At 58.3% G+C, this 23,318-nt stretch carries 22 protein-coding genes; 13 read left to right on the plus strand and 9 right to left on the minus strand.

Annotated elements, in window-relative coordinates:
- The first annotated feature begins 124 nt into the window (after positions 1–124).
- From HKN37_14590 to HKN37_14600, 3 genes are read left to right on the plus strand one after another with little or no spacing between them, the layout of a single operon-like run.
- Positions 125–2,275 (plus strand): M1 family metallopeptidase, encoded by a 2,151-nt coding sequence (locus HKN37_14590; GenBank protein ID NNE47875.1) that lies wholly within the window; start codon positions 125–127, stop codon positions 2,273–2,275.
- The gene (locus HKN37_14595; protein NNE47876.1) at positions 2,272–2,793 is read left to right on the plus strand and encodes a hypothetical protein; all 522 of its coding nucleotides are present in this window, start codon (positions 2,272–2,274) and stop codon (positions 2,791–2,793) included. Before HKN37_14590 ends, HKN37_14595 begins: the two co-directional genes overlap by 4 nt.
- A 4-nt stretch (positions 2,794–2,797) precedes the next feature.
- Positions 2,798–3,724: a 5'-nucleotidase, lipoprotein e(P4) family gene (locus HKN37_14600; protein ID NNE47877.1), complete on the plus strand. Its 927-nt coding sequence runs from the start codon at positions 2,798–2,800 to the stop codon at positions 3,722–3,724.
- Positions 3,725–3,731: 7 nt separating this feature from the next.
- On the opposite strand, the gene HKN37_14605 is transcribed toward HKN37_14600, so the two are convergent.
- From HKN37_14605 to HKN37_14615, 3 genes are read right to left on the minus strand one after another with little or no spacing between them, the layout of a single operon-like run.
- Positions 3,732–4,541 carry a metal ABC transporter permease gene (locus tag HKN37_14605; GenBank protein ID NNE47878.1) on the minus strand — a complete coding sequence of 270 codons (810 nt, stop codon included), beginning with the start codon at positions 4,539–4,541 and terminating at the stop codon, positions 3,732–3,734.
- Between the two features lies 1 nt (position 4,542).
- On the minus strand, positions 4,543–5,286 hold the full coding sequence (locus tag HKN37_14610) for a metal ABC transporter ATP-binding protein (protein NNE47879.1): 744 nt from the start codon (positions 5,284–5,286) through the stop codon (positions 4,543–4,545).
- Positions 5,283–6,068 (minus strand): zinc ABC transporter substrate-binding protein, encoded by a 786-nt coding sequence (locus tag HKN37_14615; GenBank protein NNE47880.1) that lies wholly within the window; start codon positions 6,066–6,068, stop codon positions 5,283–5,285. Before HKN37_14615 ends, HKN37_14610 begins: the two co-directional genes overlap by 4 nt.
- A gap of 357 nt (positions 6,069–6,425) precedes the next feature.
- Between HKN37_14615 and HKN37_14620 the strand changes: the two genes are divergently transcribed.
- Positions 6,426–8,648 (plus strand): TonB-dependent receptor, encoded by a 2,223-nt coding sequence (locus HKN37_14620; GenBank protein ID NNE47881.1) that lies wholly within the window; start codon positions 6,426–6,428, stop codon positions 8,646–8,648.
- Between the two features lie 3 nt (positions 8,649–8,651).
- Here HKN37_14620 and HKN37_14625 read toward each other — a convergent pair whose 3' ends face one another.
- Together HKN37_14625 and HKN37_14630 are read right to left on the minus strand one after the other, a co-directional pair.
- Positions 8,652–9,629 (minus strand): SDR family oxidoreductase, encoded by a 978-nt coding sequence (locus HKN37_14625; GenBank protein NNE47882.1) that lies wholly within the window; start codon positions 9,627–9,629, stop codon positions 8,652–8,654.
- A gap of 17 nt (positions 9,630–9,646) precedes the next feature.
- A complete protein-coding gene (locus HKN37_14630) occupies positions 9,647–10,156 on the minus strand; it encodes an acetyl-CoA carboxylase biotin carboxyl carrier protein subunit (protein ID NNE47883.1) in 510 nt (169 codons plus the stop codon).
- Between the two features lie 85 nt (positions 10,157–10,241).
- Here HKN37_14630 and HKN37_14635 point away from each other — a divergent pair, with 85 nt between their 5' ends.
- The 4 genes from HKN37_14635 to ubiE are packed head-to-tail and all read left to right on the plus strand — an operon-like array spanning position 10,242 to position 13,489.
- A complete protein-coding gene (locus tag HKN37_14635) occupies positions 10,242–10,856 on the plus strand; it encodes a leucyl/phenylalanyl-tRNA--protein transferase (GenBank protein ID NNE47884.1) in 615 nt (204 codons plus the stop codon).
- 5 nt (positions 10,857–10,861) lie between these two features.
- Positions 10,862–11,746: a DUF1460 domain-containing protein gene (locus HKN37_14640; GenBank protein NNE47885.1), complete on the plus strand. Its 885-nt coding sequence runs from the start codon at positions 10,862–10,864 to the stop codon at positions 11,744–11,746.
- A gap of 11 nt (positions 11,747–11,757) precedes the next feature.
- Positions 11,758–12,741, plus strand: a complete 984-nt coding sequence (gene pfkA, locus HKN37_14645) for a 6-phosphofructokinase (protein NNE47886.1) — start codon at positions 11,758–11,760, stop codon at positions 12,739–12,741.
- 16 nt (positions 12,742–12,757) lie between these two features.
- On the plus strand, positions 12,758–13,489 hold the full coding sequence (ubiE, locus tag HKN37_14650; protein ID NNE47887.1) for a bifunctional demethylmenaquinone methyltransferase/2-methoxy-6-polyprenyl-1,4-benzoquinol methylase UbiE: 732 nt from the start codon (positions 12,758–12,760) through the stop codon (positions 13,487–13,489).
- Positions 13,490–13,496: 7 nt separating this feature from the next.
- Here the strand turns inward: ubiE and HKN37_14655 are convergent, their stop codons facing one another.
- From HKN37_14655 to HKN37_14665, 3 genes are all read right to left on the minus strand, one after another.
- Positions 13,497–13,913 carry an ATP-binding protein gene (locus tag HKN37_14655; protein ID NNE47888.1) on the minus strand — a complete coding sequence of 139 codons (417 nt, stop codon included), beginning with the start codon at positions 13,911–13,913 and terminating at the stop codon, positions 13,497–13,499.
- Between the two features lie 14 nt (positions 13,914–13,927).
- On the minus strand, positions 13,928–14,284 hold the full coding sequence (locus tag HKN37_14660; GenBank protein NNE47889.1) for an STAS domain-containing protein: 357 nt from the start codon (positions 14,282–14,284) through the stop codon (positions 13,928–13,930).
- A 61-nt stretch (positions 14,285–14,345) separates the two neighbouring features.
- On the minus strand, positions 14,346–16,580 hold the full coding sequence (locus HKN37_14665) for a SpoIIE family protein phosphatase (GenBank protein NNE47890.1): 2,235 nt from the start codon (positions 16,578–16,580) through the stop codon (positions 14,346–14,348).
- 251 nt (positions 16,581–16,831) lie between these two features.
- On the opposite strand from HKN37_14665, the gene HKN37_14670 reads away from it, so the two are divergent.
- From HKN37_14670 to HKN37_14690, 5 genes are all read left to right on the plus strand, one after another.
- Positions 16,832–18,679, plus strand: coding sequence for a hypothetical protein (locus HKN37_14670; protein ID NNE47891.1), 1,848 nt, complete (start codon positions 16,832–16,834; stop codon positions 18,677–18,679).
- A 16-nt stretch (positions 18,680–18,695) separates the two neighbouring features.
- Positions 18,696–19,532 (plus strand): 50S ribosomal protein L11 methyltransferase, encoded by an 837-nt coding sequence (prmA, locus tag HKN37_14675; protein ID NNE47892.1) that lies wholly within the window; start codon positions 18,696–18,698, stop codon positions 19,530–19,532.
- A gap of 5 nt (positions 19,533–19,537) precedes the next feature.
- Positions 19,538–20,491: an exopolyphosphatase gene (locus tag HKN37_14680; GenBank protein ID NNE47893.1), complete on the plus strand. Its 954-nt coding sequence runs from the start codon at positions 19,538–19,540 to the stop codon at positions 20,489–20,491.
- A gap of 74 nt (positions 20,492–20,565) precedes the next feature.
- Complete coding sequence (locus HKN37_14685; protein NNE47894.1) at positions 20,566–21,681, plus strand: Mrp/NBP35 family ATP-binding protein; 1,116 nt, start codon at positions 20,566–20,568, stop codon at positions 21,679–21,681.
- 65 nt (positions 21,682–21,746) lie between these two features.
- Complete coding sequence (locus HKN37_14690) at positions 21,747–22,058, plus strand: NifU family protein (GenBank protein NNE47895.1); 312 nt, start codon at positions 21,747–21,749, stop codon at positions 22,056–22,058.
- Positions 22,059–22,126: 68 nt separating this feature from the next.
- Here the strand turns inward: HKN37_14690 and HKN37_14695 are convergent.
- Positions 22,127–23,318: M28 family peptidase (locus HKN37_14695; protein ID NNE47896.1), on the minus strand; the 1,192-nt coding region annotated here is incomplete at its 5' end.

Consider the following 23,318-nt stretch of genomic DNA (forward strand, 5'->3'; position numbering starts at 1 on the left):
GAGCAGCGACCACCTTCCGCAGGTGCAACGTAAACTCTGGATCGTCGTAATATTGTCCCTTGTCGCAACCGAAGCGATCGACCTCCGGCTACTTTAGCTCCCCCCACTCACACTTTGACTCTTGATGCGAATTTTCCAGTCTCGACCACGTTACTTCGTGACAGGCCTGGCCACACTATTTGTAGCCGTGGTTCTGTCTCAGCCGGCGTCAAGCCAGCACTGGCTCAATCCGGATGATGACAACCGGACCAATAGATCCACGTTTCGACAGATCGACGAGTGGCCGGACCCGAACGAGTATCGGAACGCGGCAGGGGCGCCGGGTCCCCGCTATTGGCAGCAGCGAGTCGACTATGTAATCGAGACGTCGCTCGACACCGTCGATCACGTCGTGTCCGGTTCCGAGCGCATGACGTATCACAACAATTCGCCCGACAACCTACCGTATCTGTGGATTCAGCTCGACCAGAATCTGCGCTCAATTGAGCACAGTCGAACCTTCAAGATCGCAGACGCACTGCCGGAATCGATGAGTCCGATGGCTCGCAGATTTCTATCGTACAAGTACAATCCGTTTGATGGCGGCTACACGATCTCCAGAGTTCAGGTTGAGGGCGCCGGCGGGCGTATGGTGGACGCCGATTATCATATTCGCGGCACAATCATGAAGGTGAAACTGAAGTCACCGGTTGAGTCAGGCGGCTCTACCGCGATTGAGATCGACTGGTCGTTTCCCGTGCCAACCACGATGGCGCGTGGAGCGAGAGAGGAGGTGGGTGATGGATGGCTGTATGAGGTTGCGCAGTGGTTCCCGCGTGCCAATGTTTACGACGACGTCAACGGGTGGCAGACCGACCAATTTCTGGGCCGAGGGGAGTTCTATCTCAACTTCGGCAACTACGACGTGAGTATTACTGTACCGTTTGATCATATCGTAGACGCTACGGGCGTGCTTCAGAATCCGGAAGACGTGTTGACGAGTGAGCAGCGACGCAGATTGAAGAACGCGTACGAGTCCGACGAGCCGGTCTTTATCGTCCGGCCTGAGGAAGTGATGACATCGAAATCTCGACCAGCGACTTCCGGCATGTTGACATGGCACTTCAAGGCGGAGAATGTTCGGGACTTTGCCTGGGTATCGTCGAAAGCGTATGTGTGGGATGCAGCCGGATTCAGGTACAATGCAGATGAGGAGCCGATAGCGATCCACTCGCTGTATCCACGTGAGGCGATGCCTCTCTGGGACAAGGTGTCGACGCGAGCGGTCCTTCAGACCATGAGGACCTACGGCCGGATGTCTCTTAAGTACCCCTATCCCAAAGCCACTAACGTCCATGGGCCGGTGTTTGGGATGGAGTACCCGATGATTGCGTTTTGCGGAGCGAGGCCCTCGCCGGACGGTTCGTACACGGATGGACTGGAGCGAGCGCTGATTTCGGTGACGATCCACGAGGTTGGTCACAACTGGTTCCCGATGATCGTGGCGTCGGACGAACGCAAGTGGACCTGGATGGATGAGGGGCTCAACTCATTCCTCCAGTACTACGGCGAGCAGGACTACGCGCGCTTCTATGCGGGCGACGCCTGGACGCAAACGGACGATGGTAGTTATCCGAGTCGCCGCGGGCCGGGCGAGAGAATCGTCGATTACATGCGTGATCCGGACCAGGTGCCGATCATGACGCAGTCCGACCTGATCCATAAGGACTTTGGAGAAAACGGGTATGCTAAACCCGCCACGGGGCTCGTCATCCTCCGGGAGCAGATCGTGGGACCGGAGATCTTCGACGAAGCGTTCCGAGAGTATTCGGAGAGATGGGCTTTCAAGCATCCACAGCCTGCGGACTTCTTTCGCAGCATTGAGGAGGGTACCGGGGAGTACCTCGCATGGTTCTGGAGGGGGTGGTTCTACACCACTCACGCCAACGATCAGGCGATCATGTCGGTGACCGCACAGCCCGCGGATTCACTTGTGGGGAGCGTCGATTACGGCAAATCGTACTATCGCCTTCAGGTTGAAAACAAAGGAGGACTGCTAATGCCTCTCCATATCCAGGTGACCTACGACGACGACTCGGAGGAGCTCTTTGAATTGCCGGCCGATGCGTGGCGCGCAAACGAGAAGACGTTCACGAAGGGCTTTTTCAGTGATCGAAACGTCGTGCGCGTCGAGCTTGATCCGAAGCATGCATTCGCGGATATCGATCGAGAGAATAACGTGTGGTCGGCGCCCGCGATTCGAGAAGGCGAGCAGACAAACACAACGGGATCGTGATAAAACGCGTACGGTCCGTCGCTCTGCTGACCGCACTGCTGTCGGTATCGTCAGCCAGTGTCACGCCGCATAAATTCCATGCCACGTACGCACGGATGGCGGTGGAGGATGGCGTAGCGGCGTGTGAGATCCGGTTCTTCAAACACGACCTTGAAGATGCAATAACAAAGCACCACAAGCTTGCCGGTTATTCGCTATCGCCTGAGCTCGAGCAGGATTCGCTGTTTGTTACCTACCTGAACCGGACGTTCACGGTCATGCTCAACGATACGCTGGCAACCGCATCACTGGCAGGAAGCGGAGAGGAAACCGTCGGTCATGAAGAAATGTGGTGGTACCTTGTGACGTACGATGCCGGCGAGACGATAAAGAAACTGTCCGTGACCAATCGACTTCTCTTTGAGCTTTTTGACGATCAGCGAAATATCCTCAGGCTTCAGCATTTTCCGTCCGCGAAGCGTGAGACTTTCTATTTCGTGTCCGACTCCGACCACCATGAAGCGGCCTTTCCTTCGTAAGTAGATGAAAAGTCAGACCCACAATGCGACTGGCACCCAGGGATCAAACACGGCGAGCAGCCGGGGGTTGAACTCGCCGGTGCTTAATTATATCTCTGCGTTGAGTGTGGCACTCCTGGTGTTCCTCGTCTCGTGCGCTCCCGCTCGCAGGGCGACGGTCGTCGACCAGGATTCGTCAGCCGGACACGAAACTCTGAACGCCGCGGTCTGGATGCAGTTGTCGGCTGAGTACGCAGGTTCCGCCCTGCAAGCGTATCGCGTCGCCACGATGCAACTGGGCGAAGCCTTGAAGGATACGTCGTGGTCGGCGCTGCCTGGCCAACACGGTGCAGGGTCGTTTCAGTCAGCTGTCATACTGGACGTCGATGAAACCGTTCTCGATAACTCGCCATTTCAGGCAAGGTTGGTTCGTGCAAATCAGACCTTTGCCCGTGATGCGTGGAACGAGTGGGTGCGGGAAGAACGCGCCCTCCCGATTCCTGGTGCGCTCGACTTCGTCCGGTCGGCTTCGGATGCAGGGGTTCGGGTCTTTTATGTCACGAATCGCTCGTCCGATCTTGAAGAGGCAACACGCAACAATCTGATCGCTTACGGATTTCCGGTTGCTGGGGATGTCGACGTGGTGCTAACGCGCGGTGAACTTGCGGCATGGACGGGAGACAAGTCGAGTCGTCGAGACTTCGTGGCAAAGGACCACCGTATTCTGCTGCTGGTAGGGGATGACCTCAACGACTTCGTTGTTGCGGACGGAGTGTCGAGCGAGGGTCGGTCGGCTCTGGTCGACCAGAACGCGGCATACTGGGGAAGCAGATGGATTGTCCTTCCGAATCCGGTTTATGGGTCGTGGGAGCGGACGGTCAATCAGGAAGGCGCAGCCCGCAGCCGCAGCGAACAGATCCGGGCAAAATCGGAGGCCCTCCGCACGCAGTAGGCGTTTCCTACGCTTTTCCCGCGACGCCTCGAGCGACGCCCATGCCGACCACAAAAACTGCGGCCTGGGTCAGGATTATCGTCGCGCCGCTGGGCACGTCAGCATAGAAGGAAGTCACCAGGCCGGCGACCGCGGTCAGGATGCCGATGGCAACGGCAACGAGTGTGGTGTTCACAAATCGACGTGTGAGCAGCCGGGCGGACGCAGCAGGAAGCACCAGAAACGCGGCGACGAGGAGCACGCCGACCACCTTGACGGTAACGACTACCGTTACCGCAAGCAGAACAGAAAGAACGTAGTCGTCTCTGGCAACATTCAACCGGTCCGACGTCGCGAGCTCGGAGTCAAATGTGGCGTACGCCCATCGCGCCCACAGCGGGTACGATATCACACAGGTCACGACGAGTCCTCCGGAAAGCCACAGGTCTGTGCGGGACACCATGAGTATCGAGCCGAACAGGTAGGAGAAGGCATCGACCGTGTAATCATCGCGAAGGGTGATGAATATGATTCCCAGAGCCATCGCGACGGCGAAGAAAATCCCGACAGCTGTGTCGCCCGATAGTATCGTTCGGTCGCGTACCCAGTTGATCGCGATTGCCACAGCTATCGTGAACGGGATCGCCACCCACAACGGATCTGTTTGCAGGAGGAGCCCGAGGGCAACGCCGCCGAATGCAGCGTGGGCGAGGCCGCTTCCGAGGAAACTCAGCCTCCGCTGCACGACGAACACACCAAGGTAGCTGCTGAGAGCAGCTACCAGCACGCCCGCGATAAGGGCACGCTGCATGAACGGAAGTGACAGCATCTCTGACATGTCAATCGCTCCCGTAGATCGAATGGGCGTGCCCAACATGACCGAACGCTTCCCGCAGTCTGTCTTCTGACAGGGCCACGTCCGGCGGGCCATATGCGATTTGCTCACTCTTAAGGAGCAGGATGTTCGTCGCATGATGGAACGCAGCTTCCCAATCGTGTGTGACCATGATAATTGTGAGCCCCTGGGTGGAGCGGTACCCATCCAGGACCTCATAGAGGTCGGCTTCGCCTCGCACGTCCACACCTGTCGCGGGCTCGTCCAGCAGGAGAAGCCGTGGCTCGCGTACCAGGCCGCGTGCAAGGTACACGCGCTGAAGTTCACCGCCGGAGAGTGATCCAATCCGCTTGCTCGCAAGGTGATCGGCACCCACCATTCGGAGGGCCTCGAGTGCGCGGTTCCTGTCGTCGGTTCTTAGTCGCGCCGGCCAGCGACCACGGAGTCCGTTGATGACGAGATCTATCGACAACGCAGGGAAAGTCCGGTCGAAGGTCTTGATCTGCGGCACATAACCCATCATCTGCGGGTCAACCTGACCCGGCTTCTGGTCAAACACGTGAAGCACGCCCCCGGACACTGGGCGAATACCAAGCAGCGACTTGATGAACGTCGACTTGCCCGAGCCGTTCGGTCCGAGCACGGCGACGAAATCTCCAGCCGACACGGTCATCGATACGTTTCGAAGTGCGAAGTGCTCGCCGATCTTGACGTCGACGCTCCGTGCTTCCACTACGAGGTCGCTCATCGGATCACCTCCAGCAGTCTGGAGGCGTTGTATCCAAGTACTTCGCCGTACGTCATGCGCCCGTCCGTTCCACCCACTACATCCAGTCCGATCAATCCGATCCCCGCCGACTCTGCTACCGTTCGGGCCGCGCGTGACGGCTCACTTGTCTCCGTCAGGACGGCGAGGGCTCCAGTAGAAGATACCGACTCAAGGATCCGTGACAACGTGCGAGGAGAGGGCTCAAGGCCGCTGGATCCCGCCTCGATGCTTGTCGTCTCCAGCGCATATCGTGTTGCGAAGTACTCCAGGAACGCGTGTGAGACGACAAAACTGGCTCCGCGGAGAGCGGACAGGTCTCGTGCAAGCGTTGCGTTCAGGCTGTCGAGATCAGCGTGGAACGCCGTGGCATTAGCTCGGAATGCTTCGCAGTGATCGGGTTCGAGTGCGCAGAGTGTTCCGGACAGCGGATGGGCTATTGCCTGAACCGCGAGTGGATCCATCCAGAAGTGCGGATTCGGAGCCTCAGAGCCGCGGGGCAGCCAGAGCGAGTCGGGCAGAAGGCCAATCAGAGAAACCTGGGGCAAGTCCTCGAATCGGGTAATCCATTCATCGAGATTTGGAGCACCGTAAATCAGAATACGTGCATTGGATGCGGCTCTCACCACAGACGGCCGCGGCTCGAACGTGTGCGGTGACTGACCGGCCGGCAACAGGGACTGGACGTCGAATACGTCGCCGGCAATCTCCTGCACGATGTACGAGAAGACCGGCGTTGTCGCAAAGAGAACATCAGATTGCACCGGAGATTCTGCACGCTGACACCCGATGCTGCTGACAAGGATGAATACGAAGACCGGCGCTGCGGCGGTGATACGATATGATATGTGTGATCGGTACACTCTCTACTTCAAATTGGGCCGCTGCGACATATTTTCGCTTTTGCAGATCGGGACTGATATCGACGCTTCGATCAGAGTTCGAGAGCTATCGTGACGAGTCGAAGCTAGCCGAGTGCCTCCTTTTCTCACAGTTTGCCCGGAAGAGTTTCAAAGAATTGTCGCGCGCACTCCCGTCCAGGCAGAGAACAAATTTGATAAGGGCGCCGTCCGACAGCGCTTATATTCGCTGTACCCACAGGCCTGGCCCCAGGATTCATAGTGTCCCGACGCCCACTCTATTTCGTCTTAGCGGCTCTGAGCGTTCTCGGAGTCGGAGACACCGCGCTCGCGCAGCCCGTTCGGCAGGAAGTTGTCGGACAGGTTGTCCGAACTGCAGGCGGGGACCCGGTGAGCGGAGCGAACGTGATACTTGTCGGAACGCTGTATGGAACGGTCACGGATGAGGCCGGTGTCTTTTCTCTGGGTTTCGTTCCGGCCGGACGATATCAGCTTCGTGTCGTAATGTCAGGGTTGGCTCTTGTCGAACAGCCGCTGGACATTCCGGCCGATCTCGTGGCTCCTCTCGTCGTCTCTTTGAGGGCGGCCCGATCGCCATTGTCCGAGGAGCCGTCGAGCGTGGCAGCCGAGTTATTCCGGGCCATGGTTGCAGTCCCATCTCGAGGAGATCCATATCTCGCACAGGACGGCACGGGTGTACAGCGTGTCGCGGGCGTCGGTGTACGACGCTACAGCTCGGCGTATTCGAATCCTGTCGTTCGGGGCCTGTCGGATGGAAGGACGGAAGATCATACGATGCGACTCCCCTCGGGAATACTGACCATTCCCGGTGTCGGAAGAATCGATCTGGTGTCGGCGGCGCCGTCGCAGTTGAGAGGCTCGGTTGTGCTTGATCCGGTGTCGACGTTTCCCGCGACATCGGTCGGGTTTTCGAGGGACCGTCGGACGCCGGAAAATGAGTGGGCACTCGGCGGCAGTGCGGTAGTTGACCTGGGATATCAGACCAATCTCAACGCTCTTCGGTCGGGCATATCTGTTGCGAGTCGTAGATCCCGCGCGCAAACACTGGCCTCAGGAAACCTTGCGTCGGGCCAGGATTTTTCGTCCGGCTCAGGTGCATCCTACGACAGTGCGTTCCGGCATGGGGGTGCTTTTGTAGGCAGTACCGTTGCTCTGTCGGGGCGCTCCGAACTATCGGCATCGGCCCGGCTGGTTCGCGTGGGCTACGCCGATCTCCCGGGCGGACACCTTGACCTGAGCTCGGCCGACTACACGGGTGGTTCATTGGGGTGGACGTCGATTCCCGAGGGCCAGCGAATACGTCGCGCGCACGTATCTGTCGGCTGGGCGCAATCCGGAGCAGCACTGTCCGATAGGAGCGCCGGCCGGGTTGCGGCCGACTGGATCTCGATGGACGCTGACGCGCGCCACTTTCAGGCACTGGCCACGGCGGACATTCAGGCTACCGGGCTCGATCAGCTTCAGGCCGGTGTCGCGATGAGTGCCACCTCGTATGATTGGATCGGCTCGCAGGCAGATTCGAGCGCGGGCGGCTTCGTTTCGGAGGTGCCGTGGGAGTCCGAACGACTTCAACTGTCACCGTTCGTGGCAGGGCGCATCAGCCGCGGTAAGGTTGATCTCAGCTTTGCTGGGCGGGCGACGATCTTTCGCACCCGAACACGGGAGATGCGGGCGGAGCCGCTCGGAAGTTCCGTGCGTCGAATACGTCCTGCCGTTGCCGCCAATCTAAGTGTACAGGCTAATCGCCGGTGGCGTGTTTCCGGCACGATTTCGGTGCAATCGATCGAGCCGTCGGCGATGGCGCTGTCGCCTGTGGCACTGCCCGGTATCGAGGGCCTGCCGTCTGCTGCCATTACTGGACGTCTGGACCTGAGCGGAGAGCGGCTGACCTTCCTCGGTATGCGCCTCGTGCGAGAGACTGACCGCCAGTCAGTCACGCTCCGCTCGTTCGTTTTCGATTCGCGAGGCTATATCACCGCCCGAATCGACTCGACCGTCGGCGGGTTCGTGCTCGCCAACACGGATGCGAGAATCGGGGGCGTGGAGGTGGCCGTCATGCGAGAAGTGCTGCCGTTCGTTACGGCCTCCGGCACATTCGCACTGGCGTGGGGTCAGAATCGAACGCTCAAGGAGCCGCTTCCTCTGATCTTCCCGCTGAACGGCCGTCTCAACCTGGAAGCGTCCGCAGCTCGCGGGCGAATACTTCTTGAGTTGTCGAGCGAATTCGCCGCCCGACAGAATCGTGTAGCCACGTCGCTGAATGAGCCGACCAGCAACGGATACGTCGCTTTTCACGCCTGGCTCGGTCTGCCGCTGTCGAAAAAGCTAGGACTCAGAACGGGAGTCTTCAATTTGTTTGACACCTCGTACGCCCCTCACGGCCATGTGTACATTGAGGATCAGGGCGCCAGGCTCGCGGCTCCGGGACGCTCGTGGCTTGTTGCAGCACAATTCCGCTACTAGGGTTTACCCGATGGCGCGGACGATTCGCTCTATCGTTTCCTGAAAAGGCCTGAATGTACAGGCGAGTTCATCCACGGCCTTCTTGTTGCTGTATTCGAAGGTTCGCGACGCTTGAGTTACCGCCTCTCTGGTAATCAGCGGCCTGAATCGGAACAGTCGGCCGGATGCTTCCATCACGGTGGCCAACACCATGCCCAGCGGCAGTGAGAGTTGCAGCCGAGGGGGCCGGACCCCGAAGCCTTCAGCAACCATGTCGATGATCGTTCGCCAGCTCAGATTCTCGCCCGACAGGATATAGCGTTCTCCGGTACCGCCCTCGTCCATGGCTCGAAGATGGCCGGCCGCCACGTCGAGCACGTCGACGACACCGTTGCCGCCGGTCGGCGCAGCCGGAAGCTGACGTCTTCGAACCTGGTCCACCAACTGGCGTGTGTTTTCACCGGGTCGACCAACTCCGAATATCATGGACGGATTGACCATCACCGCATCGAGTCCTTCCGCGATTCCCCGGAAGACTTCCAGTTCGGCTTTATGCTTGCTTACCCCGTACACGGTGTTAGCCGGAGAGTCCTGCCATTCTGAGTTCTCGTCCATCACCCCCTCCGACCAGTCCGCCCGCCCGAGTGCAGCAATGCTGGACGTGTGGACCATCCGCTTTACACCGGCATGCAGTGCGGCATCAACGACGTTGCGCGTTCCGTCGACATTGACTCGCATCATGTCGCGGGTCTCCTTCTTTCCTCCAAAACCGAGGCGGGCCGCAACATGATAGAGCACGTCAACGCCCTGCATCGCCTCATCAACGGACACGCGATCGGTTACATCGCCGATCCGGTGATCCACCTTGTCGGCGAGTTCGCCCAGAAGATCCATCGCCGATTTCTCACGACGCAGGATACGGACGGATTCTCCCCTGTTGATAAGTTCGGAGACCACTGCCGATCCAACCAGTCCGGTGGCTCCAGTCACAAGAGTTGTCATGGTACCTCAGGGGGTGTTTACTCGAGTTCAATGAGGACGGTGTTTTTGCCCACCGCGTCGCCGGCTTCGACGTGAACCGTCTTCACGACCCCGTCGGCGACAGCTCGAATCTCGTTCTCCATCTTCATGGCTTCGAGAACCAACAGACCCTCGCCTCGCTTGATCGTATCCCCGGGCTTAACGAGGGTACTCAACACGAGGCCCGGCATAGGCGCGCGAACGGACTTGTTCGCTCCTCCAGCGTCGTGGTCCAGACCGTATGCCTCAAGCAGCATTTCGCGTTCGCTCTTGACGACGATCTCGGTGGCCTTGCCATTGACGCTGACCCGGAATGCATTATCGCCGACGGAAATCAGGAATACGGAGTAGCTTCGACCGTTCAGGAGGATGTGATAGTGCTGCTCAGACAGGCGCTCCAGCGAATACGTAAGTAAGTCCCCGTTGACTGTCGCCTTGCCATCGTCAAGCAGCAACTCGGCCACCATTTCGCCAAGCTGTGTGCGGAATCTTTGCGAGCCAGTGTTCATTATGTTTGTCAGGATAATCGTGCAGACCGATCCGTACGCCGATCTGACCCAATAATACGAACAGCGCAGTCTCGTGGAAGAACCGATGCATCCGGTCGTAACTCCGGAACTCGTGTTGCGGGCCTACATCAGCGGCGCTTTCCCGATGCATATTCCGGATGAAGAGGACCAGATCTACTGGCTTTCGCCGGATCCGCGTGCAATCATCCCGTTGGAGAGGTTCCACCTGCCGAGATCCGTTCGTCGCGTTCTGCGCGATGGCCGTTTTACAACGACGACGGACCAGGAGTTCGACAGGGTCATACATGGATGCGCAGGTCGATCCGAAACGTGGATTTCGAGCGAGATGATCACGTTGTACACGGCCCTGCACGAGCAGGGCTTCGCGCACTCCATCGAGGTGTGGGAGGGCGGGGCGCTTGTCGGTGGTCTCTACGGAGTTGCGCTGCGCGGCGCCTTCTTCGGGGAGTCCATGTACAACGAAGTTCCCAATGCTTCCAAGGTGGCTCTCGTGGATCTCGTGAGTAGATTGCGGCGGGGTAACTTTCGGCTTCTGGATACGCAGTACCTTACGCCTCACCTCGCTCTATTCGGTGCGATAGAGGTCGATCGTGTGGACTTCCTGGGGCTCCTCCAGGATGCCCTCACGGTCCAGTCCTCGTGGAGCGTCGGGCAGGGTCCAAATCCGAATAAATGGTAAATCAGATGAAGGGATCGTCGATGCTGCTGGCCGGCATTCTGTCGGCCGGTCTTGTTCTCTCCGGCTGCGACAGGAGCGCCGGGAGTGAGCGAGGCAAGCCGGGTCCAGATCTGGCTGTGCCCGAACAGGCGCACCCTGCATTCGACTCGTTGATGAGTGCGGCCATGCAGGATGAATGGCATCGACTTCCGATTGGCCAGATCGTTCAGAATGTTGCACTCCGTTTTGTGGGTGCTCCATACGAGGCGGGCCTGCTCGATCAATCGCCTGTCGAGACTCTCGTGGCGTCGTTCGAAACGTTTGACTGTGTCCTGCTCGTAGAGACGGCCGTGGCTGCCGCGCGTAGCATCCGCGAGCAGGACTACACATACAGTGGCTATCTCGACAACCTCCGATCGTTGAGATACCGCTCAGGAGTCGAGGACGGGTATTGCAGCCGTCTACACTATTTCTCTGAGTGGATTCTCGATAACGAGCGCAGAGGTACGGTCCGGAACATAACGGCTGAGCTGGGGGGAGACCAGCTAGAGAAGCGATTGGATTTTATGAGTACTCATCGCGGCAGTTATCCGAGATTCGCAGAGGACGACAGCCTCTTCGCGGGCATCGTCGAAATGGAGGCGTCCCTCGAAAATCTGAAACTGTTCTACGTTCCGCAGGGTCGTATTCGCGAGGTCTACGATCGTCTCGAGGCTGGTGACATTATCGCCACTGCAACGAGCATCAAGGGTCTGGACGTGTCTCACTCCGGTCTCGTCTACAGGGATGAGAATTCAGTGGGTTTCCTTCATGCTTCGACGTCCGGCGGCGTGATGGTTTCGCCCGATCTTCAACGGTACGTGGAGAACATCGAGATCCAGATCGGCATTGTCGTCGTCAGACCCCTTTAGACCGTGCGCAAATGCAAGAGTTAAGACGTGTCGGTGTATTTACGAGTGGTGGCGACGCCCCCGGAATGAACGCGTGCGTTCGTGCGGCGGTTCGTGCGCTCATCGAGCATGACATCGAGCCGTACGGTATTCGTCGGGGTTACGCCGGCATGATCGACGGCGACTTTGTGGAGATGGACTCGCAATCGGTGTCAAACATCCTGCAGAAGGGGGGCACCATTCTCAAAAGTGCTCGTTCGCCTGAATTCAGGACCCCGGAGGGACGTACGGCGGCGGCCGGGCATCTGGCGGATTCAGGTATTGATGCCCTCGTGGCGATCGGAGGCGATGGGACGCTGCAAGGTGCTGCGCTGTTGAACCAGGAACACGACATTCGTGTCGTTGGCTGTCCCGGCACCATCGATAACGATCTGTTCGGTACGGACGAGACGATCGGGTACGACACGGCACTCAACACGGCCATCGAGAATATTGACAAGATCCGGGATACTGCGGATGCACACGACCGACTCTTCCTCGTGGAAGTCATGGGACGGGATGCAGGCTTCATCGCCTTGAACGCGGCTGTCGGAGGCGGCGCCGAGATGGTTCTACTCCCGGAAACGCTGTCAGACATGGGTGAGATACGGAAAAAAATCCAGTCTGTAATGACGGGTCACGCGCGCTCGTCTATCGTAGTTGTCGCGGAAGGTGACGAGATGGGTGGAGCGCAGATCATTGCCGAGGAATTGCGGCGCGATCCGCTTTTCTCGCACATCGATCTCCGGGTCTGCATTCTGGGGCATACACAGAGGGGCGGTTCACCATCCGCTCGGGATCGAGTGCTGGCAAGCCGCCTTGGAGTCGAGGCGGTCCGCGCGCTGGTCGATGGCTACACCGACGTCATGGTGGGAATCGTGGATCAGGAGATCAAATTCACGCCCATGCGTAGCGTGTGGAGTCGGAAGAAGGATATCGACTACGACCTTCTTCAACTGGCCAAGCTTCTCAGCTGATCCAAACACCAATTATATGCCCAGCGCCCCGCCGATCGGCGAAGTAGCAGGAAAGAAGGAGCACGTAGGTCGGATGTTCGACAACATCGCGCCGCGCTACGATTTGCTCAACCGCGTTCTCAGCCTGGGTATCGATCGTCTCTGGCGAAAGGAGGTCGTCCGTATACTGAAGAGGCATACGTCCCCTCTGCACCGGATCCTGGACGTAGCTACCGGCACGGCCGACCTGGCGATCGAGTCACTTTCGCTCAACCCGGAACAGGTCATCGGTGTGGATATCGCCGAAGAAATGCTCGCGGTCGGACGAACGAAGATCGACGCGGCCGGAGCGCAGAACGTCATTACGCTTCAGCCGGCGGATGCGGAGAACCTTCCGTTCGGCGACGACGAATTCGACGCCGTGACGGTGGCGTTCGGTGTGCGGAATTTTGAGAATCTGGGACTGGGTCTGTCGGAAATGTCGAGAGTCCTCAAGCCGGGCGGAAAGGTGGTGATTCTGGAATTCAGCCAGCCTCGCACGTTTCCGATCAAGCAACTGTATGCGGCGTATTCCAGATTCGTGCTGCCGCACGTGGGACGGGTCGTGTCCAAAGATGAAGGGGCGTATACCTATTTGCCCGAGTCCGTTGCCGCGTTCCCGGATGGAGAGGAAATGACGGGAATCGTCGAAAGGGCGGGATTCACAGAAGTCCGAAGTCGTCCAATGACATTCGGCATTGTCACGATCTACCACGGGCAGGCGGTCTGACGCGTGACTACCTGTACTTGGTCAGGCTGCACTCGTTGGACCTGCCTTTCGCGCGATACTCTACATGATCCATCAGGCGACGCATGATCTGCACGCCGAAGCCTCCGGCCTTTCCCTGCCGCGCGAAATCAAAAATGTCTGGTTCCTGGTAAGTGTTCTGGGAGAACGACTCGCCCTCATCGCGGATCCGAACGGTGAAGCGGTCTGGTCGGACGATCACATCGACATCAATATTGTGTGAGTCATCCCCTTTGTAGGCATGCTCGATGACGTTGGCACATGCCTCGTCTACGGCGATTTTGAGCTCACCGACATCCTTGGCGGCGAAGTCGGCCTCCAGTGCATGTTGCTCCACAAAACGACGCACGTCCTCCAGAAAGCGCGTCGAGCTCGGAATAGTCAACGTATGTATTGATCGAGACACGGGGCTGGTGTGCGCTAGCCGCCGTTTGACTGGAATTTGGAAATCGCGTCTTCCTCCGAATCGACGATGTCAAAGAGCATCGGGAAGCCGAGGAGGTCGAATACGTTGTACACGCGTGGTTGAAGCGCGGCGATTTTTATGTCGCCACCCTGTTCTCGCAATTCCTCTATGTACGCCATGAAGACGCCAAGGCCGGCGCTCGAGATATACTGTAGATTCTTGCCATTGACCACAATGCTATGGTTGCTTGCGTCTCGGCATTTCTGAATCGCGGCCTCCAGCTCGGACGCAGTGTGCGCATCCAGCTCTCCATTAAGCTCGAGAATCTGTATAGAGCCGTTGGTGCGGAAGCCGACAGAGAAATTGCTCATGGGTATTCGATTGATTGTGTTGCCGTGGTTAGCCCGGTCCGCCAAAATTACGGAAAATGGATCATGCTTCGGGAAGCTCTGTGGTCGCAAATGCAGGCGAAGAGGCGATTTTACTGACCTCGATGCCGTGCCATTTTAGAACTACCAGGGTTGTATCGTCATCATATTCAGCTTTCCCAACAAAAGAGTCGAGATCTCTGAACAACACGGAGTGAAGATCGCCGGCCTCTTCGTGTCGATTGTTGCACAGAATTGACAACAGCCGGTCGTAGCCGTACTCCGCGCCGGCAGGATTGCGGCTTTCGACGACGCCGTCCGTGTATAGAGCAAACACGTCGCCAGGCTGCAGGTTGATCACCTCTTGCGACAGTGTTTCCGAGAATAGGGCGCTTATATCCAATCCGAGCCCCATCCCGTTTGTTCTGAGAAGTCGCGCCTTCCCGTCAATGCCGATTCTGGCAGCAGGGCAGTGGCCTGCGCGGGCCATCGTCAGGGTCTCAGCAGCCACGTCGACAACACCGTAGATCACAGAGACGAACACGTTTCGTTCGAGAGTGGCCGAAAGGGCAACGTTCGCATTCATCAGGAAGTCGACTGGCGATGTACTGATACGGCTCAGAGAACGGAAGATCCCCTGCATTTCGGCCATATAGAACGCTGCAGACGTTCCCTTGCCGGACACGTCGGCTACGATAAAGGCAAGTCTGTCGTCATCCAGCTTGAGGAAGTCGTAATAGTCTCCTCCCACTTCCTGCGCCGGGACGCTGTTGGCGGCAATTGATAGCCCGGCCATCGCGGGCAGAATTTGCGGAAGCAGCTTGCGCTGGACCTCGCGAGCAATCGCAAGTTCGCGAGACAGCCGTTCACGATCGATTCGCTCCTCGAACAGACGCGCGTTGTCGATCGCGAGCGCAGCCTGAGCTGCAAAAACACCGATCGCGTTGACGTCATCCCGCTCAAACCCCTGACTGACCTCCTTGGTTACGAAGAGGGCGCCAAGGACCTCATCGCGAGCCAGGAGCGGCACGGCCAGGAGACTCCCGATTCCCTCTCCGGGTTTGAGCCGTACCCGGTGGTCTGCCGGTGCCTGTTCCAGCAAGACATCGGCACCTGACTCCTTCACCTCATCGAAGATCGCGTCGACATCTACCGAAGACAGAACCTGATCCGTTGTCATTCCTCCCGAAGCCACAACCATGGGAGCGAGCGACGGAGACGAACGGTCCGGAATCGCAAGCCACGATGCACTCGCGGCGCCGGCCTCCAATGGTGACATCACGATTGAGGAGTAGAGCTTGTCCGGCTCCATCACCTGGCCAACGAGATGCGTGAACGAATGCATCGCGGCCAGCTCGCCCGCCCTCTGCTGGAAATCGCTAGTGGTAGGGAGATGAAAGAAGAGCGAGAGAAGGGCCGTCGCGGTGTACAGAATTCCGAAGATGATCGATAGCGTGACGAACTGAGAAAGCGGATAGCTGTAGTGCTTGATGAACGTGTAGCTCGACGGTATGTCCAGCGCGTCTGCCGCCACACTGTCCTCCATTATGCCGATACCGGACAGCAGCAGGATCAGGATGAAAGCCATCCCGATGCAAATGATTTTTTCGGAGAACCTGAGGAAGACAATCCACGACAGTCGAAGCGAGTTGACCACCATGAAACCGACGGCGGGTATGATGGCCAGGCGCTGCCATGCCGTCGGTTCGGACTCCGGTGATTTGCCGAAAGTCAGTGCGGACGCGAACACCATGAGGCCGAGCATCAGATACCAGTTTCGCTGACTGGATCGAGTACGCTTGACGAGTACGAGGTCTCGAAATCGGAGAAGCAGGATGAACGAGAAGACTGCGCCGCCCAGACTGAGCACGGTCATCTTTAGAATCGTCGCCGGTACCAGGGGTCGGCCGGTTTCATACTCGAAACCGAGCGACGCTGACGCCAGGCCGGGCATGTCCGGCGGCTTCCCAAAAGTCGTGACCAGGTAGTGAACGACCAGGAAGCCCAACCCGGCAATCAGCGGTGACCAGAACACCCGGATGGATGATGTCGGTCGATCGCGAAAGCGCTCCGAGAGAAACAAGTAGACGATCAGATAGCCGAACAGAACGACGAGCTCGTACACGAACTTCCCGACCATGCCCGCCGGTGCAGCATTCTGCAACGTCAGAACATGGTAGCCCACCCCGAGTGCGATCGCGACGGTCGCCACGGCTGCCAGCAGCCAGTCACGTGCTGGTCTGGTAGCACCAAAGAAGGGCAGGCTACCTATATGTGAGCGGCGGACGGAACCTTCCATTATCGGGGTTTTCTCTCACTGCGGCGGTGGATCCATGCAAGTATGCCGGTGCAGGCATCCAACGGCCGCGCAAACCTTAAACATAACCCTCGCGCGGTCGTCTTGCATCTGCGCGAACTCCGACCTACGCAGATTTTGAAGCCTCGTTGCGATTGTCGGCTGGAACTTCCTTCTCAGATTCCGGACCGGGAAGAGAGTAACTTTGCACGCTTACGGCCGTACACGGACTACCGAATCAAATCAGGCTCACTATGCGGAACAAAAAGGTAGTTCGCTTCCAGTTATTCGTCCTGGCGGCATTGACGATCGGACTGGTAGCGCGCGTCATGATAGGCCCGGGCTCTCCAGACGGACTCGTCGTGATGTCCAACTTTGACTCCTCGCCTCTCGGCGTCTCGAAGGCCGTTGCGAAACTGGAACACGCGTCCTTCAGCCTGGACAGCGCAGAGCCATTTGTTGTGGAGGCAACGGGTTCGATCGAGGAAAAGTTTGATCCGTCACGGCCCGTGCCGGCGCTGGCTGCCTATCCCTGGATCCTGGATCGATCCAGCAGGAACGTTGTGTGGAAGATGGAGCCGACCAACGTCCAGATCGAGAAGACCACGCTTGCGCGAAGTACGGCAACCGTTACGCTTGGTCCCGGTGCATACGATGTTTACTTCACCACGTACGGAAACACACGGTCGTCGAGGAAAGCCGGCAACCTGTTCAAGTCACTCCTGGGTACGCACTGGACGGCTGACGTGACAGAATGGAGCTTTGTGCTGTCGTCGGGTTTGCAAGAGGGGAGTACGCGCTTCGTTGCCGTGACGGAAGATGACGCGAGCTCCGTGCCTCTTGTAGAGCGAGTATTCTGGAGTACGGGTCCACTCGGCAATCAGGCGAAATCGGAACTGGTGTTCCAGGTCTCCGATGATTTGTCGCTGAGCCTTTACTCCATTGGCGAGATTTGCCGACGCAACGAATGCGACTATGGCTGGATTGAGGAAGCGTTTTCGGGAGATCGGGTGTGGGAGCTTAACGAGGCGAACTCGGACGCCGCCGGCGGAATGGCCGAGAATCGGCAATGCCGCCAGGATCTAAGTCTGGAGCCCGGACTTTACCGGGCGGTATTCAAGACGGATGGCGCCCACGCTTACGATGACTGGATCGCCAATCCGCCTTTCGATCCGTCCGGCTGGGGTTTGACTCTCTACCTGAACGATGACGCCGACGCATCCTCGATTGCCGCCTATGACCCGTGGAAAAGTGCGACGCCGATGTTGCGCATCAGCGACGTCGGTAATGATGAGCATCGACAGTTGCAGTTTGTCGTGTCCGATACGGTAGGAGTCGTGATGCACGCTGCGGGGGAACTGAGGCGCAGCGGCAACCTTTATGATTACGGCTGGCTGCGAAACGACTCCAATGATGAGAAGGTCTGGGAGATGAGTTGGGCGGCCTCGTATCCCGGTGGGGGTCATAAGGGCAATCGCGAGGAGACGGCGTTTGTCAGGCTCGTGCCCGGCACCTATTCGCTCTACTATCAGACGGACGACTCGCATGCGTTCGGGAAATGGTCAAACGGGATCCCGGATCACCCCGACAGATGGGGCGTCGCGATGTTTCCATTTGGTGGCTCCGAAAGCATTCGGGTTATTGAGTCCAAAGAGGATACCGGACCAGCCAAAATGATGGCTCCTCTTCCGCCGGTTTCACCGGGGCAGGGTCCTACCACCGGCACCGTGCTACTTGATGCCCGCAGTCTCGGCAATGAGCAGGAGGTGAAGCACGCGTTCAGCCTTGACAAGACGACGCGCCTGCGAGTGGTGTCCGTCGGTGAGATCTCGATGAACGGTCGGTACGACTACGGCTGGCTCGAGACCACGGACGGGAATACGGTCTGGGAAATGAACTATACGGATACGGCGCCGGCAGGTGGCGATGACAGGAACCGCAAGTTTGACGGAGTGATCGAACTCCAGCCCGGCACATACGTCGTCCGGTTCAAGACTGACTTCTCTCATGCGTTCGGAGATTTCGGAGACGATGCCCCCACCGATCCGTCGGCGTGGGGAATCGTAGTTCGGGTCCTCGATTCGAAGCAGTCTGCCCGCTGACGGAGCCGTGACAACTATGGACACGCTGGAAGTTCTGGCACCGTTGGCACCGGAACTTCACGATGTGGTTATCGCCGTACTGTCCGACCTCGACTATGAGGCCTTCCTCGAATCAGATGATGAGTTGAAGGCTTACGTCCCGGCCAGTCGCGATTCTCAGGCGCTACGCGATGCGACGTCGAAGGCCATTCAGAAAGTGGCGGGACCCTGTGAGCTCACCTTCAACACGATTCCGTCCAGAAACTGGAACAGCGAATGGGAACGTTCCGTGGTTCCAGTGATCGCCGGACGTTTTGTGATTCTTCCGACCTGGTCCGACACACCGGTTACAGGCAAGGTGGCCATCTGGATTGATCCGAAGATGAGTTTCGGGACCGGTCATCACGAAAGCACGCGCCTGGCTCTCGGCTTTACGGAGGACCTCGTCCGGCCGGGCGCCCGGGTCATGGATGTCGGAACGGGTACGGGCGTCCTCGCTATTGCGGCAGCGATTCTCGGGGCCGAGGATGTCGTTGCTTTTGACATTGATGAGTGGTCGGCCGTCAACTGCGTTGAGAACTTTGAGCGAAACGCGGTCTCAGAAAAGATTCACTTCTTTCACGGCGATCTGGCTGCGGTCGATGGACGCGGCTTTGATCTGGTCCTCGCCAACATCAATCGAACCGCCCTGAAGAACATGCTCCCCGATCTGACGGACAGGCTTGCAGACAGGGGCTATCTTGTGTTGTCCGGTTTGCTATTACAGGATCGAGATATGATGATTCAGGCTGGTGAGGAGTCTGGTGTGTCGCTTGTCGACGAAGCGAGCGAGGCGGAATGGTGGGCAGCGTCATTCGTCAGAACGAAGGGGTAGACCGCGTGTCGCAAATTTTTGGAACGATCGATGTCGGCACGAACACGGCGCACCTGTTGCTCTTCTCTGCCACGCTGAGCGGCGGGATCGTTCCGCTTCGAACGGAGACTCGCTACGTCAGGCTTGGGCAGGGGGTAGATGCTTCGGGGGAGGTTCATCCGGACGCTCTGGAACGCCTTCGCGTTGCGCTTTCGGATTTCGGCGCAATCGCGGCGGGCGCGGGCGTCGAACGACTCGTCACCGTAGGCACAAGTGCTTCGAGAGATTCTGCGGATCCCGAAAGTCTGGTCAATTTCGTTCGCGAGCACACGGGAATCGATTACGAGATTATCTCGGGTGAAGATGAAGCGCTACTCACGAGCATCGGTGCGGTGAGTTGTCTGGATCTTCCGAATGACATTCGGACTGTCGTGGTCGACATCGGAGGCGGCTCGACGGAACTGACGTATACGCACCGGAGCGACGGGGTGATGACGCTGGATGCATTATCAAGTCTGAATGTGGGGTCCGTCAGACTTACGGAGCGGTGCTTCGGGCAGTTGCCTCCGACGGCATCTCAAGTTGCGGAGGCCGAGTCAACGGTCAGAACAGCGCTGGAGGCTGCGTCGAAACCGGTCGATGGCGAGTGGATGATGGTCGGTGCGGCGGGCACGATACGAGCGCTTGCATTGATCGTGGAAGAAGCGGCTCCGGGTTCCAGGCCGAACGGACAGCCGTCGAATCTGTCGAGGAGTCTGGTCGGTGAGTGGCGTCGAAATCTGCTTACCCGCACCTTTGACGAGACACTCGCGCTCAACCCCGCCGTTCTGGCCGGACGCGCGGACGTCATTGCGGCCGGGGTCCTTGTGCTGGACGTCGTGTTCGACTATCTGGGCGCTGATCAGTGTATTGTCAGCCCGTGGGGCCTCCGGCACGGTCTTGCCATCAAGGTTGCGCGGCAGCTCGCCGGGCTTGCGTAGCTGACGCGTTGGAACAAAGTCCCGTCGCAGCATTACTGCACCCACTACTGATCTGATAATAATTGCAGACCGAAATGACCCCATCGCCCGAGGCTGTACTCGACGCGCTACGTACCGTCATCGACCCGTCGAACAAAAAGGATATTGTTCGTCTGAACCTGATTCGAAGACTGAGCGTCAGTGAATCAGGCATATCATTCACGGTGATGCTGAGGGATCCGATGTCGCAGTTCGCCGACAGTGTCGCGAAGCTGTGCGAGGCCGCCATCAGCAATGCCGGTATCGATTTCGGACCGATTCGTGTCGAAGTCGATAATGAGATGATCGGCCTGGGCGACGATCTTCAGGTACTGGGTGATCAGGAATCGCCTTCGCTTGGAGAGGGTATCACAAACACGATTGCTGTGGCCTCCGGAAAAGGGGGCGTCGGCAAGAGTACTGTGGCCGCCAACCTCGCTGTCTCGCTGGCCCGGCAGGGTTTTGACGTGGGTCTTGTCGATACGGATATCTACGGACCGTCCGTGCCCACGATGTTCGGCGTGAGGGACGCGAAACCAAGTGTTGATGCGAATAGAAAGATCATACCGGTCGAACGATTCGGCGTCAAGCTGCTTTCGATGGGTTTTCTGGTCGACGAGTTGAAGGCTGTCATCTGGAGGGGCCCGATGGTATCGAGTGCCGTTCGCCAGTTTCTCGGTGACACCGCCTGGGGTGAATTGGACTACCTGGTGATGGATCTGCCTCCCGGGACGGGTGACATTCAGTTGACCATAGTGCAGACGATACCCCTGTCGGGTGCAATCATCGTGTCGACGCCACAGGAGGTGGCCCTGGCGGACGCCCGCAAGGGAGTCGCGATGTTTGAGCAGGTCAATGTGCCGGTGATCGGAATCGTCGAGAATATGGCCTACTTCACACCGCCCGATCTTCCCGACCGGAAGTATCATCTGTTCGGGGAGGGTGGCGCGCGTCGCCTGTCTGAGGATCTGGGCGTTTCCTTCCTGGGCGAAGTGCCCATAGAGCAGGAGCTACGGGAGTCCTGCGATGCGGGTGAGCCGATCGTCATCGGAAGACCCGATTCAGCGTCTTCCAGGGCATTCAGTCAGATCGCACTCGAAGCTGTGAGGCAAGTGGAGCTTCGGAATGCGGATCTTGAGCCATCGCAGAAAGTAGAAATCCTCTATAGGTAGAAGACGGCCCCGGTCAACCCTGCAAGCGGCCGAAGCCGAAGTTGCGCCTACATCGTCACTCCCTGATGACAGACAAGAGCCAAATTTCTCCCGACTCGGACGGCAACGTGGAACCGGATCCGTCTGCGGACGAGGGTCTTCGTGCTCAGATCGAAGAAACCCTTGACGTTCTCCGGCCCTATCTGATGGCTGATGGAGGGTCTGTGCGCCTGCTGAACATCACGCCGGACATGGTGGTGGAGCTCGAGTTGCTTGGCGCCTGTGGCACGTGTCCGATGAGCACCATGACGCTCAGGGCGGGCATTGAGCAGGCCATCAAGCGGAGCGTGCCGCTGATAACCCGGGTCGAAGCCGTGAACGCTCCTGCCGTGTACTGACATCGAGACGCGCGCCCACACGTCATCGCGCGGGCACGTCGTAACGACATCTCACGAACGACGGCCGCCTAGTTAAATCCTGTTCCGGACAGCTCTGGACGTTCGTCCTGATTTGCCAGCTGCCAGGCCGTACCGAATATCAGCCTCGAAATGTCGGCCATCCGATCATAGAGGATCTTGTGTGCCTCGTCGCCCGGTTGGTGGTAGTCTTCGTGCGTGCCCGTAAAGAAGAAGATGAACGGGATGTTGTGCTTGCCGAAATTCCATTGATCGGAGCGCGCGTAGAATCGATTGGGATCGTCCTTCGAGTTGAAGCGCTCATTTAGATCGAGTCCGATTCCGGTGACGTCATTGACGCCGACGTTTATTTCATGCAGTTCCTTCGAGATCAGGTTCGATCCGATGATATAGACGTATTGATCTGAATCTCCTGTGTGAGTCGGATCCGCTCGTCCGATCATATCAATATTCAGAACGGACACGATGTTCTCGAGCGCGACCGTAGGTTCGACGTCAGCGAAATAAGCTGATCCAAGAAGTCCTTTTTCTTCCCCGGTGAAGTTGACGAACAAGATTGATCGTCGCGGGCCATGTCCGTCCTCCTTTGCCCGCATGAATGCCTCGGCGATCTCGAGGAGGGCAACGGTACCCGACCCGTCATCGTCGGCTCCATTGTTGACCGTATCGCCGTCTTTGGAGCCCGACGCGAGCCCGATATGGTCGTAATGGGATGAGATCAACACGACCTCGTTCTTGAGAACCGGATCTGATCCCTCCACAAGCGCCAGGACATTCTCGGTTCCAAGTTCGTCGCCTCCATTCGAGAGCGTGCTGCTCACGACGACATCCGGGACGGCGAACACGACCGGTGTTACGGATTCTCCGATCTGTGCCCTCAATTCCTCGATCGAATTGCCTGACGGTTCCAGCAGATTGTCGGCAAGTTCGCTCGATATGACGAAGAACGGTGGATACTGCGTGGACGACTCGGAGGCCTTCAGTGAGAGCGAGCCCACACCATCAAGCTGTGCCAGCTGCTCCTTGGCCGCCTGCTTAACGGATTTATCCGCGGCCGGCCCGGCGTCACCCACTATGAGGATGCCCTTCGGCAAGCCTCGCTGAAACATGGCGTTGAACTTCAGGTTGGGCTGTTGAGTCCACGTAGAGGGCTTGCCATCCTCGGTCGGAAGCAGACTCGTTTCGGCGTCGGCGAGTGGCTCGTCCCGCAGAATCATAAGCCATCCGTCAGTGTAAACGAGG

The sequence above is a fragment of the Rhodothermales bacterium genome (genome assembly GCA_013002345.1).
GTDB lineage: Bacteria > Bacteroidota > Rhodothermia > Rhodothermales > JABDKH01 > JABDKH01.

Excerpts from the sequence above, each read along its gene's own strand:
- HKN37_14590 (NNE47875.1), top strand. The coding sequence starts at position 125 with ATGCGAATTTTCCAGTCTCGACCACGTTACTTCGTGACAGGCCTGGCC.
- HKN37_14600 (NNE47877.1), top strand. The coding sequence starts at position 2,798 with ATGAAAAGTCAGACCCACAATGCGACTGGCACCCAGGGATCAAACACG.
- HKN37_14605 (NNE47878.1), bottom strand. The coding sequence starts at position 4,541 with ATGTCAGAGATGCTGTCACTTCCGTTCATGCAGCGTGCCCTTATCGCG.
- HKN37_14610 (NNE47879.1), bottom strand. The coding sequence starts at position 5,286 with ATGAGCGACCTCGTAGTGGAAGCACGGAGCGTCGACGTCAAGATCGGC.
- HKN37_14625 (NNE47882.1), bottom strand. The coding sequence starts at position 9,629 with ATGACAACTCTTGTGACTGGAGCCACCGGACTGGTTGGATCGGCAGTG.
- HKN37_14630 (NNE47883.1), bottom strand. The coding sequence starts at position 10,156 with ATGAACACTGGCTCGCAAAGATTCCGCACACAGCTTGGCGAAATGGTG.
- HKN37_14635 (NNE47884.1), top strand. The coding sequence starts at position 10,242 with ATGCATCCGGTCGTAACTCCGGAACTCGTGTTGCGGGCCTACATCAGC.
- HKN37_14640 (NNE47885.1), top strand. The coding sequence starts at position 10,862 with ATGAAGGGATCGTCGATGCTGCTGGCCGGCATTCTGTCGGCCGGTCTT.
- pfkA (NNE47886.1), top strand. The coding sequence starts at position 11,758 with ATGCAAGAGTTAAGACGTGTCGGTGTATTTACGAGTGGTGGCGACGCC.
- ubiE (NNE47887.1), top strand. The coding sequence starts at position 12,758 with ATGCCCAGCGCCCCGCCGATCGGCGAAGTAGCAGGAAAGAAGGAGCAC.
- HKN37_14660 (NNE47889.1), bottom strand. The coding sequence starts at position 14,284 with ATGAGCAATTTCTCTGTCGGCTTCCGCACCAACGGCTCTATACAGATT.
- HKN37_14665 (NNE47890.1), bottom strand. The coding sequence starts at position 16,580 with ATGGAAGGTTCCGTCCGCCGCTCACATATAGGTAGCCTGCCCTTCTTT.
- HKN37_14670 (NNE47891.1), top strand. The coding sequence starts at position 16,832 with ATGCGGAACAAAAAGGTAGTTCGCTTCCAGTTATTCGTCCTGGCGGCA.
- prmA (NNE47892.1), top strand. The coding sequence starts at position 18,696 with ATGGACACGCTGGAAGTTCTGGCACCGTTGGCACCGGAACTTCACGAT.
- HKN37_14685 (NNE47894.1), top strand. The coding sequence starts at position 20,566 with ATGACCCCATCGCCCGAGGCTGTACTCGACGCGCTACGTACCGTCATC.
- HKN37_14690 (NNE47895.1), top strand. The coding sequence starts at position 21,747 with ATGACAGACAAGAGCCAAATTTCTCCCGACTCGGACGGCAACGTGGAA.